This is a genomic window from Paraburkholderia sp. NMBU_R16, from assembly GCF_013282575.1.
Taxonomy (GTDB): domain Bacteria; phylum Pseudomonadota; class Gammaproteobacteria; order Burkholderiales; family Burkholderiaceae; genus Trinickia.
In genome coordinates, this window is sequence record NZ_JAAAYE010000016.1 from 18,618 (window position 1) to 34,229 (window position 15,612).

General features: G+C 61.5%; 20 protein-coding genes. 17 read left to right on the plus strand and 3 right to left on the minus strand.

The genetic code is table 11. The features are described from left to right. Positions 1-46: 46 nt before the first annotated feature. The 3 genes from GWC77_RS10365 to GWC77_RS10375 all read right to left on the minus strand — a co-directional run bounded on the left by GWC77_RS10365 (position 47) and on the right by GWC77_RS10375 (position 2,629). Positions 47-943 carry a YafY family protein gene (locus GWC77_RS10365; protein ID WP_173256827.1) on the minus strand — a complete coding sequence of 299 codons (897 nt, stop codon included), beginning with the start codon at positions 941-943 and terminating at the stop codon, positions 47-49. Between the two features lie 7 nt (positions 944-950). Beyond that, the gene (locus GWC77_RS10370; RefSeq protein ID WP_173256828.1) at positions 951-1,589 is read right to left on the minus strand and encodes a LysE family translocator; all 639 of its coding nucleotides are present in this window, start codon (positions 1,587-1,589) and stop codon (positions 951-953) included. Positions 1,590-1,684: 95 nt separating this feature from the next. After that, on the minus strand, positions 1,685-2,629 hold the full coding sequence (locus GWC77_RS10375; protein ID WP_173256829.1) for a sugar transferase: 945 nt from the start codon (positions 2,627-2,629) through the stop codon (positions 1,685-1,687). A gap of 203 nt (positions 2,630-2,832) precedes the next feature. On the opposite strand from GWC77_RS10375, the gene recQ reads away from it, so the two are divergent. The 17 genes from recQ to rplN all read left to right on the plus strand — a co-directional run bounded on the left by recQ (position 2,833) and on the right by rplN (position 15,605). Further along, positions 2,833-4,680: a DNA helicase RecQ gene (gene recQ, locus GWC77_RS10380; protein ID WP_173256830.1), complete on the plus strand. Its 1,848-nt coding sequence runs from the start codon at positions 2,833-2,835 to the stop codon at positions 4,678-4,680. 191 nt (positions 4,681-4,871) lie between these two features. Continuing rightward, a complete protein-coding gene (gene rpsL, locus GWC77_RS10385) occupies positions 4,872-5,252 on the plus strand; it encodes a 30S ribosomal protein S12 (RefSeq protein ID WP_173256831.1) in 381 nt (126 codons plus the stop codon). Between the two features lie 164 nt (positions 5,253-5,416). Continuing rightward, on the plus strand, positions 5,417-5,887 hold the full coding sequence (gene rpsG, locus GWC77_RS10390) for a 30S ribosomal protein S7 (protein ID WP_008343817.1): 471 nt from the start codon (positions 5,417-5,419) through the stop codon (positions 5,885-5,887). A gap of 124 nt (positions 5,888-6,011) precedes the next feature. Then, a complete protein-coding gene (gene fusA / locus GWC77_RS10395; RefSeq protein WP_173256832.1) occupies positions 6,012-8,114 on the plus strand; it encodes an elongation factor G in 2,103 nt (700 codons plus the stop codon). A 51-nt stretch (positions 8,115-8,165) separates the two neighbouring features. Further along, complete coding sequence (gene tuf / locus GWC77_RS10400; RefSeq protein ID WP_173256817.1) at positions 8,166-9,356, plus strand: elongation factor Tu; 1,191 nt, start codon at positions 8,166-8,168, stop codon at positions 9,354-9,356. A 166-nt stretch (positions 9,357-9,522) separates the two neighbouring features. Then, positions 9,523-9,834, plus strand: a complete 312-nt coding sequence (rpsJ, locus tag GWC77_RS10405) for a 30S ribosomal protein S10 (protein WP_173256916.1) — start codon at positions 9,523-9,525, stop codon at positions 9,832-9,834. A gap of 231 nt (positions 9,835-10,065) precedes the next feature. Continuing rightward, complete coding sequence (rplC, locus tag GWC77_RS10410) at positions 10,066-10,725, plus strand: 50S ribosomal protein L3 (protein WP_173256833.1); 660 nt, start codon at positions 10,066-10,068, stop codon at positions 10,723-10,725. Beyond that, positions 10,725-11,345: a 50S ribosomal protein L4 gene (gene rplD, locus GWC77_RS10415; RefSeq protein WP_173256834.1), complete on the plus strand. Its 621-nt coding sequence runs from the start codon at positions 10,725-10,727 to the stop codon at positions 11,343-11,345. The genes rplC and rplD overlap by 1 nt, the downstream gene beginning before the upstream one ends. Beyond that, positions 11,342-11,656 carry a 50S ribosomal protein L23 gene (rplW, locus tag GWC77_RS10420; RefSeq protein WP_173256835.1) on the plus strand — a complete coding sequence of 105 codons (315 nt, stop codon included), beginning with the start codon at positions 11,342-11,344 and terminating at the stop codon, positions 11,654-11,656. Before rplD ends, rplW begins: the two co-directional genes overlap by 4 nt. A 2-nt stretch (positions 11,657-11,658) precedes the next feature. Then, positions 11,659-12,486 carry a 50S ribosomal protein L2 gene (gene rplB / locus GWC77_RS10425; protein ID WP_173256836.1) on the plus strand — a complete coding sequence of 276 codons (828 nt, stop codon included), beginning with the start codon at positions 11,659-11,661 and terminating at the stop codon, positions 12,484-12,486. A gap of 10 nt (positions 12,487-12,496) precedes the next feature. Further along, positions 12,497-12,772: a 30S ribosomal protein S19 gene (rpsS, locus tag GWC77_RS10430; RefSeq protein ID WP_004199273.1), complete on the plus strand. Its 276-nt coding sequence runs from the start codon at positions 12,497-12,499 to the stop codon at positions 12,770-12,772. A gap of 12 nt (positions 12,773-12,784) precedes the next feature. After that, positions 12,785-13,114 (plus strand): 50S ribosomal protein L22, encoded by a 330-nt coding sequence (gene rplV, locus GWC77_RS10435; RefSeq protein ID WP_004199272.1) that lies wholly within the window; start codon positions 12,785-12,787, stop codon positions 13,112-13,114. Positions 13,115-13,125: 11 nt separating this feature from the next. Continuing rightward, complete coding sequence (rpsC, locus tag GWC77_RS10440) at positions 13,126-13,926, plus strand: 30S ribosomal protein S3 (protein WP_173256837.1); 801 nt, start codon at positions 13,126-13,128, stop codon at positions 13,924-13,926. Positions 13,927-13,928: 2 nt separating this feature from the next. Next, positions 13,929-14,345 carry a 50S ribosomal protein L16 gene (gene rplP / locus GWC77_RS10445; protein WP_173256838.1) on the plus strand — a complete coding sequence of 139 codons (417 nt, stop codon included), beginning with the start codon at positions 13,929-13,931 and terminating at the stop codon, positions 14,343-14,345. 10 nt (positions 14,346-14,355) lie between these two features. Further along, positions 14,356-14,550: a 50S ribosomal protein L29 gene (gene rpmC, locus GWC77_RS10450; RefSeq protein ID WP_075159014.1), complete on the plus strand. Its 195-nt coding sequence runs from the start codon at positions 14,356-14,358 to the stop codon at positions 14,548-14,550. Further along, complete coding sequence (rpsQ, locus tag GWC77_RS10455; RefSeq protein ID WP_173256839.1) at positions 14,547-14,819, plus strand: 30S ribosomal protein S17; 273 nt, start codon at positions 14,547-14,549, stop codon at positions 14,817-14,819. The genes rpmC and rpsQ overlap by 4 nt, the downstream gene beginning before the upstream one ends. A 417-nt stretch (positions 14,820-15,236) precedes the next feature. Then, a complete protein-coding gene (gene rplN, locus GWC77_RS10460) occupies positions 15,237-15,605 on the plus strand; it encodes a 50S ribosomal protein L14 (RefSeq protein ID WP_026229630.1) in 369 nt (122 codons plus the stop codon). The last annotated feature ends 7 nt before the right edge of the window (positions 15,606-15,612 follow it).

Below are 15,612 nucleotides of genomic sequence, written 5' to 3' on the forward strand. Positions count from 1 at the left end.
GATCGGTTTTCCGAGATGTCGCGCGCCGGTGCGGTTGAGCCCGGCGCTATGCCGGCAGCAGCGATTCGACCTCGTCGCGGTTGACGAGAACGAGCGGTAAGTCCTCGGGTTTGGCGGCCGAGCCGTTGCACAGGCCCAGCTGCCTGAGGGTATGGAAAAGCAATGCCTGCCTGCATGACAGATGCAGCTCGCCCTCGATCATGCCGTAATCGAGTTCGACGACGCGAGCGCGCTGCTTTCCAAGCGCGGGGTTGGGTGCGAGCACGAGTGTCACGACGGTCTGCCACTCGGCGTCTTCCGCCGCGCCCAAGCCTGCCGCCTCTTCGCCTTCCACCTTCGACATGCGTGTGATCGGGAAATCGCGAAAGCGGCTCTCGAGATGGCAGAACGCGCGCACATGCCACCGCAAGCCGTCGAACGTCAGTGCATGCGGCGTCATCGCCCGGCTCTGCGGATCGCAAAAGGCCGTCGACTGGTAGCGGATGCGCAAGCCCGTTCGGTCCCGCATGGCGCGCAGCAACGCAGTCAGCACCGCGACGTCGAGCGTGTGAGCGGGCATCGGCGCGATTCCAACCGGCGGCCACCAGCCCACGAACGTGGCGTCTCGGGGCAGTACACCCGTCGCGGCGGCCAGCAGTTCGTTGAGATAGCGCGATGGGTGGCTGACCGGAAATACGGGCGAAAAAGCGGGCGTTGCGACATAGACTCGCGAACTGCGGTCGTATTCCATGTTCCCCGGCCGCACCTCCTGATAGCGCGCGATGTCGAGCGATGCCTGCGGCACCGAGATACCGAAGAAGTCCGTCAGATCGCTGCGGTTGAGCCTGCCGTCCCACTGCAGCCGAAAGTCGATGAACTCGAGTCTTCTGTCCTGCCCCCATCGCGAGCCTGTTTTGGGCTCCCCCGTGACGGTCGCGGGGATCGGATTGCTGCTGCTGTTCATGGGCCCGTCAAATGCCGGCTTTCGGCGCCGTGAGGATCAGGCGCAGGCCCAGTGCAGCGATTGCGCCGGCCGCGATCCGATCGATCCACTTCCTGGCGCGCAGATACATTTCGCGTGGGCCACGGCTCGAAAAGCCGAGCGCCACGACCGTGTACCAGCCGCATTCGACGGCAAACACGAGCGGCGGCAGTAAGAAGTAACACCATACGGGCGGATGCTGCGGCAGCAGCGCGGCAAAAATGCTGCCGTACCAGATCGCTGTCTTCGGATTGCTCAATTGCGTGGTCAGGCCCATCCAGAAAGAGCGGCGCGGGTTGGCCGGTCTCGCGTCGAATTCCTTGTCCATCGCGATGGCGTGGCCTGCTCCGCGCCATATCTTCGACGCGACAAAAACCAAATATGCGCCGCCCGCGATCTTGAGGCCGATGTATAGCCATTCGACGGCCTGCAGCACCGTGTAGAGCCCTGCCAATGCAATGCTGCCGAAAAAGATGCCGCCGACGCCCATTCCGAGTGCGGTGGCCAATCCATCGCTGCGCGACAGACCGATTGCATTGCGGGCAACGATGACGAAGCTCGGCCCGGGAATCATCGCGCCCAGGAATAATGCGGCGAGAATTGCTAGCACAGCGGTTGACGCGCTCATGAGCACCTCCGTCGGAAAACAAGCATCGCGGGCAAGAAGGGATTATTGCACGCGGTTGGCGGCGCATCGGCGGACTCGACGCGCGAGCGCGGCGTTCATGCGGCTAACGCCAGGCTCCGAGCGCCGTGGGTTTCGCGGTAGCCTGCGAGCTGAGACGGATCCTTGATCTTGCCAAGGCCGATGCGGACCGTATCGGCGATGATCCGCCGCGACAAGGCCGGCCCCGCATTGATTGCCTGCCAGACGTCGAGTACCGCACGCGCGCGCAGGTATTCGTCCGATTCGGCATCGAGAAACGGGCTCAAATTGCCGAATGCGCTCAGGAAACCGGGGGGCTCGGCGCCATACACGGCATGCCAAATGTGATTGTCCTCCGGGCGCAGCCTTTCGCTCATTATCTCGAGATCTTCCGGCACTAGGGGCCGATGTGCCACGAGCTGCATCTGGCCCTTCACGACATTGGTCGGAAGCGTGAGCATTTCGTCGATGATGTACTTGCGCAGAAAGTCGCCGACTTTCGTCGCACGCGGGTCGTGGGCACCCGAACTGCTGTCGGATTGATCACCACCGAGCAGCGTGCGGAGCTTGCGCATCAGAAATATCTCGTGGTTCATGCCAACACGCGGGGAATGGAATCGGACGGTCCCCACCTTGCCTTCGAGCGCCAGCGCGATACTTGCGCCGGCCAGCAACGTAAGCGTCGCAGGGGCAAGCAAGGCATCGACAGCAAGGTCGGTTGCACGCCGCAGGCGGCTGTCGGCTGCCCATTTGGCGATGAGCTGCGTTGCATCGATGGACGCAAGCGCGTCCGGCCCAGGCGCAGTGAAGATCGGCTCGATGCGGGGAGCCTGCTTCGCGCGAAACGTGGCGCGCGCGGCTGTTCGCTCAGTGTTCAAGCGTCCGAGGTCGTCAAGCGGACTGTGCGCGGGCGAACCGTCCGGCGGTTTGTCGCCCGAAACGTCGTTCGAAGGCGATCGGTCGTCGGGCAAACGCTGCGGTTCTTCCCCGCATGAGCCGCGGCCGGTGGGCGAAATCGACATCGTCGAATGCTGAGCTCGGTATCGAGGAATGGGCGATGCAAGCCTAGGCCCTTCTCGGGTGTGCGCGGGCGTCGCTCCGAACTTGGCGCAGGGTATCCGAAACACGCTGTCCGATCGGCCAACGCGGCAATCTTGCCGATGCGGCGGGGCGGTCCGTTGGTAGAATTCGGGGACGTCAGCTCCTTCGCCTGCTCCCATCGCTCATGTCGCGTGCTCTTGAAATCCTCAATGAGGTATTCGGTTATCCCGCCTTTCGAGGACAGCAGCACGACATCGTCGAGCATGTAGCCGCGGGCGGCGATTGCCTCGTGCTGATGCCCACCGGCGGCGGCAAGTCGCTGTGTTATCAGATACCCGCGCTCGTGCGCCGCGAGGCCGGACTCGGGGCCGGCATCGTCGTTTCCCCATTGATCGCGCTGATGCAGGACCAAGTCGCGGCGCTGACGGAAGTGGGCGTGCGCGCGGCGTTTCTGAATTCCACGCTTTCAGGTGCCGAGGCCGCGGCGACCGAGCGCGCGCTGCGCGAGGGCCAGATCGATCTGTTGTACGTCGCGCCGGAGCGGCTGATGACGTCGCGTTTTCTCGAGTTGCTCGAGCGCGCCCGCATCGGTCTTTTCGCGATCGACGAGGCGCACTGTGTGTCGCAATGGGGGCACGATTTCCGGCCCGAGTACATTCAGCTGTCGGTGCTGCATGAGCGTTTTCCGCGCGTACCGCGAATCGCGTTGACGGCGACGGCCGATGCGATCACCCGTGATGAGATCGTCCATCGCCTGGCGCTCGACGATGCGCGCATTTTCGTATCGAGCTTCGATCGGCCGAACATCCGCTATCGGATCGTCGAAAAGGACAATGCGCGTGCGCAGCTCATCGACTTCATTCGCGCGGAGCACACGAATAGCGACGGCACGAGCGACGCCGGCGTCGTTTATTGCCTGTCGCGCCGCAAAGTCGAGGAAACGGCGGAATGGCTGAAGGCGCAGGGGCTGCGCGCGCTGCCGTATCACGCCGGCATGGAGTTCGAAACGCGGCAGCGTCATCAGGAGATGTTCCAGCGCGAAGAGGGCATCGTCATGTGCGCGACGATCGCATTCGGTATGGGTATCGACAAACCGGACGTGCGCTTCGTCGCCCATCTGGATCTGCCCAAAAGCGTGGAGGGCTACTATCAGGAGACGGGCCGTGCGGGGCGCGACGGTCTGCCTGCGAATGCGTGGATGGCGTATGGGCTCGGCGATGTCGTGCAACAGCGCAAGATGATCGACGAGTCCGATGCCGACGAAGCTCACAAGCGCGTGCAGACGGGCAAACTCGATGCGTTGCTTGGATTATGCGAAACAGCGACATGCCGGCGTGTGCGCTTGCTGGCTTATTTCGGCGAGGCGAGCGAGCCGTGCGGGAATTGCGATACCTGTCTGGAACCGCCGGCGTCGTGGGATGCGACGCGTGAGGCGCAAATGGCACTGTCATGTGTGTTCCGGGCGCAGCGCGCGAGCGGATTCAACTTCGGCGCCGGCCATCTGATCGACATTCTGCGTGGCAATCGAACCGAGAAAATTCTGCAGCGCGGCCATGAGGCGCTCAGCACCTTCGGGATCGGCGGAGAGTTGTCCGATGCCGAATGGCGGGCTGTCTTTCGACAACTGGTGGCATTCGGTTACCTCGCGGTCGATCACGACGGATTCGGCGCGCTCGTTTTGACGGAGGCTAGCAAGCCAGTTCTCAAGGGCGAGACGACCGTGACGTTGCGGCGCTACGTCAAGCCGGTTCGCAGCCGGCAGTCCGCTGGGCGCTCGGCCCAGCGAGTCGATCCGGCCGCCGGCCTCGGGCCACGTGAGCGCGCGCGATGGGAGCGGCTGCGCACATGGCGCACCGATACGGCCAAGCGTGATGGCGTGCCGGCCTATGTCATCTTTCATGACGCTACGCTGGCTGAAATCGCGCGGGCGGCGCCTGATTCGATCCACGATTTGCGTCATATCCCTGGAATCGGCGCGCGCAAGCTCGAGCGCTTTGGGGACGAGTTGCTCGAGGTTGTCGGGGCGGATTGAGGCGGCGTGGACGGTCCCGTCGGCCCAATCCTCGCAAACTATTGACGCGCTTGACCTTTTCGCAATATCATGCCGGGTTCCTGTCCGTGGAATGCCCGTCCGGGCTACTCCATCCAGGATGCGTCAGGCGTATCGCTGTCCGCTTTGCCCGGCCGGAGGTGCGTCGCTTTTTTCAATTTCGGGAATACACAATGCCAACCATCAATCAACTGGTTCGCAAAGGCCGCACGTCGGAAACGGCGAAGAGCAAGAGCCCGGCCTTGCAGGACTGTCCTCAGCGTCGCGGTGTGTGCACACGCGTGTACACCACGACGCCGAAGAAGCCTAACTCGGCGCTCCGTAAGGTCGCCAAGGTTCGTCTGACGAACGGCTTCGAAGTCATTTCGTATATCGGCGGTGAAGGCCACAACCTGCAGGAACACTCGGTTGTGCTGATCCGCGGCGGTCGCGTGAAGGACTTGCCGGGTGTGCGCTACCACATGGTTCGCGGCTCGCTCGATACGCAAGGCGTCAAGGACCGTAAGCAGGCTCGCTCGAAATACGGTGCGAAGCGCGCGAAGGCCGGCAAGTAACCGGTTTTTCGGATTCAACAAGGGCGGTGGTGCCGAAATCGTCGGTGCTGTCGAGTAAGTGGTCACCCGGCCAAGCTGGTTTGTCATTAGGTGGATCGGGTTAGTTGGTGGCCGCGGAGCGTCAGTGAAAGCAGCGCTCCAACTGAAAAGTAAAGGAAAGAAACATGCCGCGTCGTCGCGAAGTCCCCAAGCGGGAAGTGTTGCCGGATCCGAAGTTCGGTAACGTTGATGTTGCAAAGTTCATGAACGTCCTGATGCTCTCGGGCAAGAAGTCGGTTGCCGAGCGCATCGTGTATGGCGCTTTCGAACAAATCCAGACCAAGGGTGGCAAGGACCCGCTGGAAGTGTTCACGGTTGCGCTCAACAACGTGAAGCCGGTGGTCGAAGTGAAGAGCCGCCGCGTTGGTGGAGCCAACTATCAGGTTCCGGTCGAAGTGCGTCCGTCGCGTCGTATGGCATTGGCGATGCGTTGGTTGCGCGAGGCCGCGAAAAAGCGCAGCGAGAAGTCGATGGCGTTGCGTCTCGCCGGTGAGTTGCAAGAAGCCGCGGAAGGCCGCGGCGGTGCAATGAAGAAGCGTGACGAAGTGCACCGGATGGCCGAGGCCAACAAGGCGTTCTCGCATTTCCGTTTCTAAGCCGCTCATCGCTGGCTCAATCGGAAAAAATTCCGGGCGGGTGCGCTTTTCAGCGCCTCGCCCGTTTGTGTTAGGGCGCAACGCCTTTCATCAGATGCGTTGTGCGATCCAATAGAGGATAAAAGTGGCTCGCAAGACTCCTATCGAGCGCTACCGCAACATCGGTATTAGCGCTCACATCGACGCCGGCAAAACGACGACGACCGAGCGCATTCTGTTTTACACCGGCGTGAACCACAAGATCGGCGAGGTTCACGACGGCGCTGCAACCATGGACTGGATGGAGCAGGAGCAAGAGCGCGGCATCACCATTACGTCGGCCGCGACGACTGCCTTCTGGAAGGGCATGGGCGGTAACTATCCGGAACACCGCATCAACATCATCGACACGCCGGGTCACGTCGACTTCACGATCGAAGTGGAGCGTTCGATGCGCGTGCTCGATGGCGCCTGCATGGTGTATTGCGCCGTGGGCGGCGTGCAGCCGCAATCGGAAACGGTGTGGCGTCAGGCGAACAAGTACAAGGTGCCGCGCCTTGCGTTCGTGAACAAGATGGACCGGACCGGCGCGAACTTCTTCAAGGTCTACGACCAGCTGAAGACCCGCCTGAAGGCGAACCCGGTGCCCGTCGTCGTGCCGATCGGCTCGGAAGAGAACTTCAAGGGCGTCGTCGACCTCCTGAAGATGAAGGCGATCATTTGGGACGAAGCGTCGCAAGGCACGAAGTTCGACTACGTGGACGTCCCGGCCGAACTCGTCGACACCTGCAACGAGTGGCGCGAGAAGATGATCGAATCGGCTGCCGAGGCCAGTGAAGAACTGATGGAGAAGTATCTCGGCGGTGAAGAGCTCACGGAAGCGGAAATCGTCAAGGCGCTGCGCGACCGCACGATCGCCTGCGAAATCCAGCCGATGCTCTGCGGCACCGCGTTCAAGAACAAGGGCGTACAGCGCATGCTCGACGCCGTGATCGATTTCCTGCCGTCGCCGGTCGATATTCCGCCGGTCAAGGGTGAGCTCGAGAGTGGCGAATCGGCCGAGCGTAGGGCGTCGGACGACGAGAAGTTCTCGGCGCTCGCGTTCAAGATCATGACGGACCCGTTCGTCGGCCAGTTGATCTTCTTCCGCGTCTACTCGGGTGTCGTCAACTCGGGCGATACGGTGCTGAATTCGACGAAGGACAAGAAGGAGCGTCTGGGCCGGATTCTGCAGATGCACGCGAATCAGCGCGAAGAAATCAAGGAAGTGCGCGCGGGCGACATCGCCGCGGCCGTCGGCTTGAGGGAAGCGACGACGGGCGACACGCTGTGCGATCCGCAGCACCCGATCGTGCTCGAGCGCATGGTCTTCCCGGAGCCGGTGATCTCGCAGGCCGTCGAGCCGAAGACCAAGGCCGACCAGGAAAAGATGGGCCTGGCGCTGAACCGTCTGGCGCAGGAAGATCCGTCGTTCCGCGTGCAAACGGACGAAGAGTCGGGACAGACGATCATTTCGGGCATGGGCGAGCTGCACCTCGAAATTCTCGTCGACCGGATGAAGCGCGAATTCAACGTGGAAGCGACGGTCGGCAAGCCGCAAGTGGCGTATCGCGAAACGATCCGCGCGACGGCGTCCGATGTCGAAGGCAAGTTCGTCAAGCAATCGGGCGGTCGCGGCCAGTACGGTCACGCGGTCATCACGCTCGAGCCGAACGAGCAGGGCAAGGGCTATGAATTCCTCGACGAGATCAAGGGCGGTGTCATTCCTCGCGAATACATTCCCGCGGTCGACAAGGGTATTCAGGAAACGCTCAAGAGCGGCGTGCTCGCGGGCTTCCCGGTCGTCGACGTCAAGGTGCACCTGACGTTCGGTTCGTACCACGATGTGGACTCGAACGAAAACGCGTTCCGTATGGCCGGCTCGATGGCCTTCAAGGAAGCGATGCGCAAGGCAAGCCCGGTCATCCTCGAACCGATGATGGCCGTGGAAGTCGAAACGCCGGAAGACTACATGGGTAACGTGATGGGTGACCTGTCGGGCCGTCGCGGCATCGTTCAGGGCATGGAAGACATGGTCGGCGGGGGCAAGATCGTTCGCGCCGAAGTGCCGTTGTCGGAAATGTTCGGCTACTCGACGTCGCTGCGCTCGCTGACGCAAGGCCGCGCAACGTACACGATGGAGTTCAAGCATTACGCTGAGGCGCCGCGTAACGTGGCGGACGCCATCATCAGCGCAAAGTCGAAGTAAGCCGCGTACGGCGAATCCTTCTAATCGACCACTTATTGAAAGAAGAGAATCATGGCTAAAGGTAAATTCGAACGGACCAAGCCGCACGTGAACGTCGGCACGATCGGTCACGTGGATCACGGCAAGACCACGCTAACGGCGGCAATCACGACGGTGCTGACGGCGAAGTTCGGCGGCGAGGCAAAGGCGTACGACCAGATCGACGCGGCGCCGGAAGAAAAGGCGCGCGGCATCACGATCAACACGGCGCACGTGGAGTACGAGACGGCGAACCGTCACTATGCGCACGTCGATTGCCCGGGCCACGCGGACTACGTGAAGAACATGATCACGGGCGCGGCGCAGATGGACGGCGCCATCCTGGTGTGCTCGGCCGCGGACGGCCCGATGCCGCAAACGCGTGAGCACATCCTGCTGGCGCGTCAGGTCGGTGTGCCGTACATCATCGTGTTCCTGAACAAGTGCGACATGGTGGACGACGCGGAGTTGCTCGAGCTGGTGGAAATGGAAGTGCGCGAGCTGCTCTCGAAGTACGACTTTCCGGGCGACGAAACGCCGATCATCAAGGGTTCGGCCAAGCTGGCGCTGGAAGGCGACAAGGGCGAGCTCGGTGAAGTGGCGATCATGAACCTGGCCGATGCGCTGGACACGTACATTCCGACGCCGGAGCGCGCGGTGGACGGTGCGTTCCTGATGCCGGTGGAAGACGTGTTCTCGATCTCGGGTCGCGGCACGGTGGTGACGGGCCGCGTGGAGCGGGGCGTGATCAAGGTTGGCGAGGAAATCGAAATCGTCGGTATCAAGCCGACGGTGAAGACGACGTGCACGGGCGTGGAGATGTTCCGCAAGCTGCTGGACCAAGGTCAAGCGGGCGACAACGTGGGTATCCTGCTGCGCGGCACGAAGCGCGAAGACGTGGAGCGCGGCCAAGTGTTGGCCAAGCCGGGTTCGATCACGCCGCACACGCACTTCACGGCCGAGGTGTACGTGCTGAGCAAGGACGAAGGCGGCCGTCACACGCCGTTCTTCAACAACTACCGTCCGCAGTTCTACTTCCGTACGACGGACGTGACGGGCTCGATCGAGTTGCCGAAGGACAAGGAAATGGTGATGCCGGGCGATAACGTGGCGATCACGGTCAAGCTGATCGCACCGATCGCCATGGAAGAAGGCCTGCGCTTCGCTATCCGCGAAGGCGGCCGTACCGTCGGCGCAGGTGTCGTTGCGAAGATCATCGAGTAAAATCGTCGGCTTCGCGCCAACGCGGTCAGCATTGGCGCGCAGTTGTACGAAGTAGTCGTGTCCGGGGTTGGGCACCGGCTTCCTGGCGGGAGTCCAACCCCTCGTTCTTTACCAATCCGGCGGTGCAAAGCCGCCTCGCTCTTTCCAAGGAATCGTCATGCAGCAGATCCAAAAGCAGAAAATCCGTATTCGCCTCAAGGCGTTCGACTATCGTCTGATCGATCAGTCGGCTGCCGAGATCGTCGAGACGGCGAAGCGGACCGGTGCAATCGTCCGTGGCCCCGTGCCGCTGCCTACTCGCATCCAGCGCTACGACATCCTGCGCTCGCCGCACGTCAACAAGACGTCGCGCGATCAGCTGGAAATCCGCACGCACCAGCGTCTGATGGACATCGTCGATCCGACGGACAAGACCGTCGACGCGCTGATGAAGCTCGATTTGCCGGCCGGCGTGGACGTCGAAATCAAGCTGCAATAAGGTTTGCGCCGCCACCTTGCTCACGGGTGGCGGTAAGTCTTTGATTGCTTGCGAAAAACGAAGGGCCTCGCTATAATGCAAGGCTTTTCACGCATTTGCGTAAAAAAGCTGGAGCCGTTCAGGTCCCCTGTCGATCCCTGGCAGCCTTTGCTGGCGCGGGATTGCGGGTTGAAAGGCTCTGGCATTTTGTAAATTAGCCCCGGCCAATCGCAGTCGGGAATGGAGAAAACGATGAGCCTTGGACTCGTAGGTCGCAAGGTTGGCATGACCCGTATCTTCACGGCCGAAGGGGATTCGATTCCCGTGACCGTGCTGGACGTGTCCGACAACCGCGTGACGCAGATCAAGACCGTTGAAACGGATGGTTATACCGCCGTTCAAGTGGCTTTCGGTACGCGCCGTGCGTCGCGCGTGACGAAGCCGCTGGCAGGTCACCTCGCCAAAGCCGGCGTCGAAGCCGGTGAAATCCTCAAGGAATTCAAAATCGATGCCGCCAAGGCGGCCGAGCTCAGCGCCGGCGCCGTGATCGGTGTCGATATCTTCGAAGTGGGCCAGAAGATCGACGTGCAAGGCGTGTCGATCGGTAAGGGCTACGCCGGTACCATCAAGCGCTACAACTTCGCCTCGGGCCGTGCCTCGCACGGTAACTCGCGTTCGCACAACGTGCCGGGTTCGATCGGTATGGCGCAGGATCCGGGTCGTGTGTTCCCTGGCAAGCGCATGACCGGTCACATGGGTGACGATACGGTCACGGTGCAAAATCTCGAAATCGCTCGCATCGATGCGGATCGCAAGCTGCTGCTCGTCAAGGGTGCCGTTCCCGGCGCGAAGGGTGGCAAGGTTTTCGTGACGCCGGCTGTGAAGGCGCGCGCCGTGAAAGGAGCGAAATAATGGAACTGAAGCTCCTGAATGCGAATGGACAGGAAGGCGCGACGGTCAACGCATCGGACGTCGTGTTCGGCCGTGACTACAACGAAGCCCTGATTCATCAGATCGTCGTCGCTTATCAAGCGAACGCGCGCAGCGGCAACCGCGCGCAGAAAGATCGCGAGCAGGTCAAGCACACGACGAAGAAGCCGTGGCGCCAAAAGGGTACGGGCCGTGCCCGTGCCGGTATGTCGTCGAGCCCGTTGTGGCGTGGCGGTGGTCGGATCTTCCCGAACTCGCCCGAAGAGAACTTCTCGCACAAGGTCAACAAGAAGATGCATCGCGCAGGTCTCTGCTCGATCTTCTCGCAGCTCGCCCGCGAAGGCCGTCTGTCGGTCGTCGAGGACCTCGCTCTCGAAGCACCGAAGACGAAGCTGTTGGCCGAGAAATTCAAGGCCATGGGGCTCGAATCCGTGCTCGTGATTACGGACACGGTCGACGAGAACCTGTACCTCGCGTCGCGCAACCTCGCCCATGTGGCGGTTGTCGAGCCGCGTTACGCGGACCCGCTCTCGCTGATCTACTTCAAGAAAGTACTGATCACGAAGGCTGCGGTCGCCCAGATCGAGGAGTTGCTGTCATGAGCGAGAATCGCAAGAACGATCATCGTTTGATGCAGGTCCTGCTCGCGCCGGTGATCTCCGAGAAGGCGACGCTGGTGGCCGACAAGAACGAGCAAGTGGTGTTCGAAATCGCGCCCGACGCGACGAAGCAGGAAGTCAAGGCTGCTGTCGAGCTGCTGTTCAAGGTGGAAGTCGATTCGGTCAACGTCCTCAACGTGAAGGGCAAGGCGAAGCGCTTCGGCCGGTTCATGGGTCGCCGCAAGGACGTCAGGAAGGCTTATGTCTGCCTGAAGCCGGGCCAGGAAATCAACTTCGAAGCGGAGGCCAAGTAATCATGGCACTCGTGAAAGTTAAACCGACCTCGCCCGGACGCCGCGCGATGGTCAAGGTGGTCAACAAGGATCTTCACAAGGGCAAGCCGTTCGCGGCGCTCGTCGATAAGAAGACCTCGACCGCCGGCCGTAACAACAACGGTCACATCACGACGCGTCACAAGGGTGGCGGTCACAAGCAACACTATCGCGTGATCGATTTCCGTCGCACGAAGGACGGCATTCCCGCGAAGGTCGAGCGTATCGAGTACGACCCGAACCGTAGCGCGAACATCGCGCTCGTGCTGTATGCCGACGGCGAACGTCGCTACATCATCGCGTCGAAGGGCATGACGGTCGGTCAACAGCTGATGTCCGGCTCGGAAGCGCCGATTCGTGCAGGCAACACGCTGCCGATCCGCAACATCCCGGTCGGTACGACGATCCACTGCATCGAGATGCTGCCGGGCAAGGGCGCGCAAATGGCGCGTTCGGCCGGTACCTCGGCGATGCTGCTGGCGCGTGAAGGCACCTACGCGCAGGTTCGTCTGCGTTCGGGTGAAATCCGCCGCGTACATATCGAGTGTCGCGCGACGATCGGCGAAGTGGGCAACGAAGAACACAGCCTGCGTCAAATCGGCAAGGCCGGTGCGAACCGCTGGCGCGGTATCCGCCCGACGGTGCGTGGCGTTGCGATGAACCCGGTCGATCACCCGCACGGTGGTGGTGAGGGTCGTACAGCGGCAGGCCGTCATCCGGTGAGCCCGTGGGGCCAGCAGACGAAGGGCTATCGCACCCGCAGCAACAAGCGCACGACGACGATGATCGTCCAGCGCCGTCACAAGCGTTAAGGAGCAGACAATGGCACGTTCTGTAAAAAAAGGTCCGTTCTGCGACGCCCATTTGCTGAAGAAAGTTGAGGCGGCTGCAGCTTCGCGCGACAAGAAGCCGATCAAGACCTGGTCGCGTCGCTCGACGATCCTTCCGGACTTCATCGGCTTGACGATCGCTGTCCACAACGGTCGTCAGCACGTTCCGGTGTACATCTCGGAAAACATGGTCGGCCACAAACTTGGCGAGTTCGCATTGACCCGTACGTTCAAGGGTCACGCGGCCGACAAGAAGGCCAAGAAATAAGGGGCAATCAAGATGGAAGTGAAAGCAATTCATCGCGGTGCCCGCATCTCGGCGCAGAAAACGCGCCTTGTGGCCGACCAGATCCGCGGTTTGCCGGTCGACAAGGCGCTGAACGTTCTGACGTTCTCGCCGAAGAAGGCGGCAGGCATCGTGAAAAAGGTCGTGCTGTCGGCGATCGCGAATGCGGAGCACAACGAAGGCGCCGATATCGACGAGCTCAAGATCAAGAGCATCTACGTCGACAAGGCTGCTTCGCTGAAGCGCTTCACCGCGCGCGCGAAGGGTCGCGGCAACCGCATCGAGAAGCAATCCTGTCACATCACTGTGACGGTCGGGAATTAAGGGGTCATACGATGGGACAGAAAATTCATCCGACTGGCTTCCGTCTGGCCGTCAGCCGCAATTGGGCGTCGCGTTGGTACGCGAACAACAACAATTTCGCGGCGATGCTCCAGGAAGACATCGGTGTTCGTGAGTATTTGAAGAAGAAGCTGAAGAACGCTTCGGTGGGCCGTGTGGTCATCGAGCGTCCGGCGAAGAACGCGCGCATCACGATTTACAGCTCGCGTCCTGGCGTCGTCATCGGCAAGAAGGGTGAGGATATCGAGCTGTTGAAGTCGGAGCTGCAACGCCGCATGGGCGTGCCGGTCCACGTCAACATCGAGGAAATCCGCAAGCCGGAAACCGATGCTCAGTTGATCGCGGATTCGATCACGCAGCAGCTCGAGCGCCGGATCATGTTCCGCCGCGCGATGAAGCGTGCGATGCAAAACGCCATGCGTCTCGGTGCCCAGGGCATCAAGATCATGAGCGCCGGCCGCCTGAATGGTATCGAAATCGCGCGTACCGAATGGTATCGCGAGGGTCGCGTACCGCTCCATACGCTGCGTGCCGACATCGATTACGCAACGTCGGAAGCGAAGACGACGTACGGCATCATCGGCGTCAAGGTGTGGGTCTATAAGGGCGACACGCTCGGCCGCAACGATGCTCCGGTCGTCGAAGAGCCCGTCGAGGAAAAGCGTCCGCGCCGCAATGCGCGTCCGGGCGAGCGCCGTCCCCGCCGTGACGGCGAAGGTGGCGCGCCCTCGGGTGCCCGCCGTGGCGCACCGCGTCGTGGTGGTGCCGGTGGCGACGGCAAGACTGGAGAATAACGATGCTGCAACCGAAACGCAGGAAGTATCGCAAAGAGCAAAAGGGCCGCAACACCGGTGTCGCGACGCGCGGCAATGCCGTGTCGTTCGGTGAATTCGGCCTGAAGGCTATCGGTCGCGGCCGTTTGACCGCACGTCAAATCGAAGCGGCGCGTCGTGCCATGACGCGTCACATCAAGCGTGGCGGCCGCATCTGGATTCGCATTTTCCCGGACAAGCCGATCTCGCAAAAGCCGGCTGAAGTACGGATGGGTAACGGTAAAGGTAACCCTGAGTACTATGTCGCCGAGATCCAGCCGGGCAAGATGCTGTATGAAATGGATGGCGTAACCGAAGAGCTGGCGCGTGAAGCGTTCCGTCTGGCCGCAGCCAAGCTGCCGCTGAAGACGACGTTCATCGTTCGCCAGCTGGGCGCCTAAGGAGCAAGTGATGAAGGCTTCAGAACTTCACCAGAAAGACAAGGCCGCGCTCAACAAGGAGCTGTCGGACCTGTTGAAAGCGCAATTCGGCCTGCGCATGCAGCTCGCGACGCAGCAGCTCACGAATACGAGCCAGCTGAAGAAGGTTCGTCGCGATATCGCACGCGTGCGGACCGTCCTGACTGAGAAGGCGAACCAGAAATGAACGATAGCGTGAAAACCTCGCTCAAGCGGACGCTGATCGGCAAGGTCGTCAGCAACAAGATGGACAAGACGGTTACCGTGCTGGTCGAGCACCGCGTGAAGCACCCGATCTACGGCAAGTACGTCGTGCGCTCGAAGAAGTACCACGCACACGACGATGCGAACACGTACAACGAGGGCGACCTCGTCGAAATCCAGGAAACGCGTCCGATCTCGAAGACGAAAGCCTGGGCTGTGTCGCGTCTTGTCGAAGCTGCCCGCGTGATCTAAAGCAGCGAAGCAGTACCGCGCTTCGGCGCGGGCGGTCGGACCCAGTGGCGCAAGACATCGGGCCCGAACGCCAGGCCGGCGGGGAGGTGGTTGTGAAGGCCTCACCGCGGCTGCTGCGGAAGTCGTTGAAAGTGCAGCAAATTTAGCTTGCAAGGCCGGGATTGTTTGATATAATCTCGGTCTTCCCTCTTTTTGGGATCCGTTGCGGGCGAGGCGGATCCAACCGGAAGGGAGGCGGCGGGCGCCAGCCTGTTGCGAAGGATTCACTCGATTGCGATGGCGGTTTCCGATGCCGTTGCTGCTGTTCCAACCCAAACAGCCAAGCGGCCTAGTAGTAACAGCGGCGCGGCTGACGGGACCAAGACTGACCGGCTGAACCATGGTGGTGCAGGCGGATTAAGTTGGGAAAGGTAAACCATGATCCAGACCGAATCTCGGCTTGAAGTGGCCGACAACACGGGTGCGCGTGAAGTCATGTGCATCAAGGTGCTCGGCGGCTCGAAGCGTCGTTACGCCAACATCGGCGACATCATCAAGGTGAGCGTCAAAGAGGCAACGCCGCGCGGGCGCGTGAAGAAAGGCGAAATCTACAACGCCGTGGTCGTGCGTACGGCCAAGGGCGTGCGTCGCCAGGACGGCTCGCTGATCAAGTTCGACGGTAACGCCGCCGTGCTTTTGAATAACAAGCTCGAGCCCATCGGCACCCGTATCTTCGGGCCGGTCACGCGTGAGTTGCGTAGCGAACGGTTCATGAAGATCGTTTCGCTCGCGCCGGAAGTGCTGTAAGGAGTCG

Excerpts from the sequence above, each read along its gene's own strand:
- rplP (WP_173256838.1), top strand. The coding sequence starts at position 13,929 with ATGCTGCAACCGAAACGCAGGAAGTATCGCAAAGAGCAAAAGGGCCGC.
- rplB (WP_173256836.1), top strand. The coding sequence starts at position 11,659 with ATGGCACTCGTGAAAGTTAAACCGACCTCGCCCGGACGCCGCGCGATG.
- rpsL (WP_173256831.1), top strand. The coding sequence starts at position 4,872 with ATGCCAACCATCAATCAACTGGTTCGCAAAGGCCGCACGTCGGAAACG.
- rpsQ (WP_173256839.1), top strand. The coding sequence starts at position 14,547 with ATGAACGATAGCGTGAAAACCTCGCTCAAGCGGACGCTGATCGGCAAG.
- rplN (WP_026229630.1), top strand. The coding sequence starts at position 15,237 with ATGATCCAGACCGAATCTCGGCTTGAAGTGGCCGACAACACGGGTGCG.
- rpsC (WP_173256837.1), top strand. The coding sequence starts at position 13,126 with ATGGGACAGAAAATTCATCCGACTGGCTTCCGTCTGGCCGTCAGCCGC.
- GWC77_RS10370 (WP_173256828.1), bottom strand. The coding sequence starts at position 1,589 with ATGAGCGCGTCAACCGCTGTGCTAGCAATTCTCGCCGCATTATTCCTG.
- rplC (WP_173256833.1), top strand. The coding sequence starts at position 10,066 with ATGAGCCTTGGACTCGTAGGTCGCAAGGTTGGCATGACCCGTATCTTC.
- rplV (WP_004199272.1), top strand. The coding sequence starts at position 12,785 with ATGGAAGTGAAAGCAATTCATCGCGGTGCCCGCATCTCGGCGCAGAAA.
- rpsS (WP_004199273.1), top strand. The coding sequence starts at position 12,497 with ATGGCACGTTCTGTAAAAAAAGGTCCGTTCTGCGACGCCCATTTGCTG.
- rpsG (WP_008343817.1), top strand. The coding sequence starts at position 5,417 with ATGCCGCGTCGTCGCGAAGTCCCCAAGCGGGAAGTGTTGCCGGATCCG.
- GWC77_RS10365 (WP_173256827.1), bottom strand. The coding sequence starts at position 943 with ATGAACAGCAGCAGCAATCCGATCCCCGCGACCGTCACGGGGGAGCCC.
- GWC77_RS10375 (WP_173256829.1), bottom strand. The coding sequence starts at position 2,629 with ATGTCGATTTCGCCCACCGGCCGCGGCTCATGCGGGGAAGAACCGCAG.
- rplD (WP_173256834.1), top strand. The coding sequence starts at position 10,725 with ATGGAACTGAAGCTCCTGAATGCGAATGGACAGGAAGGCGCGACGGTC.
- rpmC (WP_075159014.1), top strand. The coding sequence starts at position 14,356 with ATGAAGGCTTCAGAACTTCACCAGAAAGACAAGGCCGCGCTCAACAAG.
- recQ (WP_173256830.1), top strand. The coding sequence starts at position 2,833 with ATGTCGCGTGCTCTTGAAATCCTCAATGAGGTATTCGGTTATCCCGCC.
- tuf (WP_173256817.1), top strand. The coding sequence starts at position 8,166 with ATGGCTAAAGGTAAATTCGAACGGACCAAGCCGCACGTGAACGTCGGC.
- rplW (WP_173256835.1), top strand. The coding sequence starts at position 11,342 with ATGAGCGAGAATCGCAAGAACGATCATCGTTTGATGCAGGTCCTGCTC.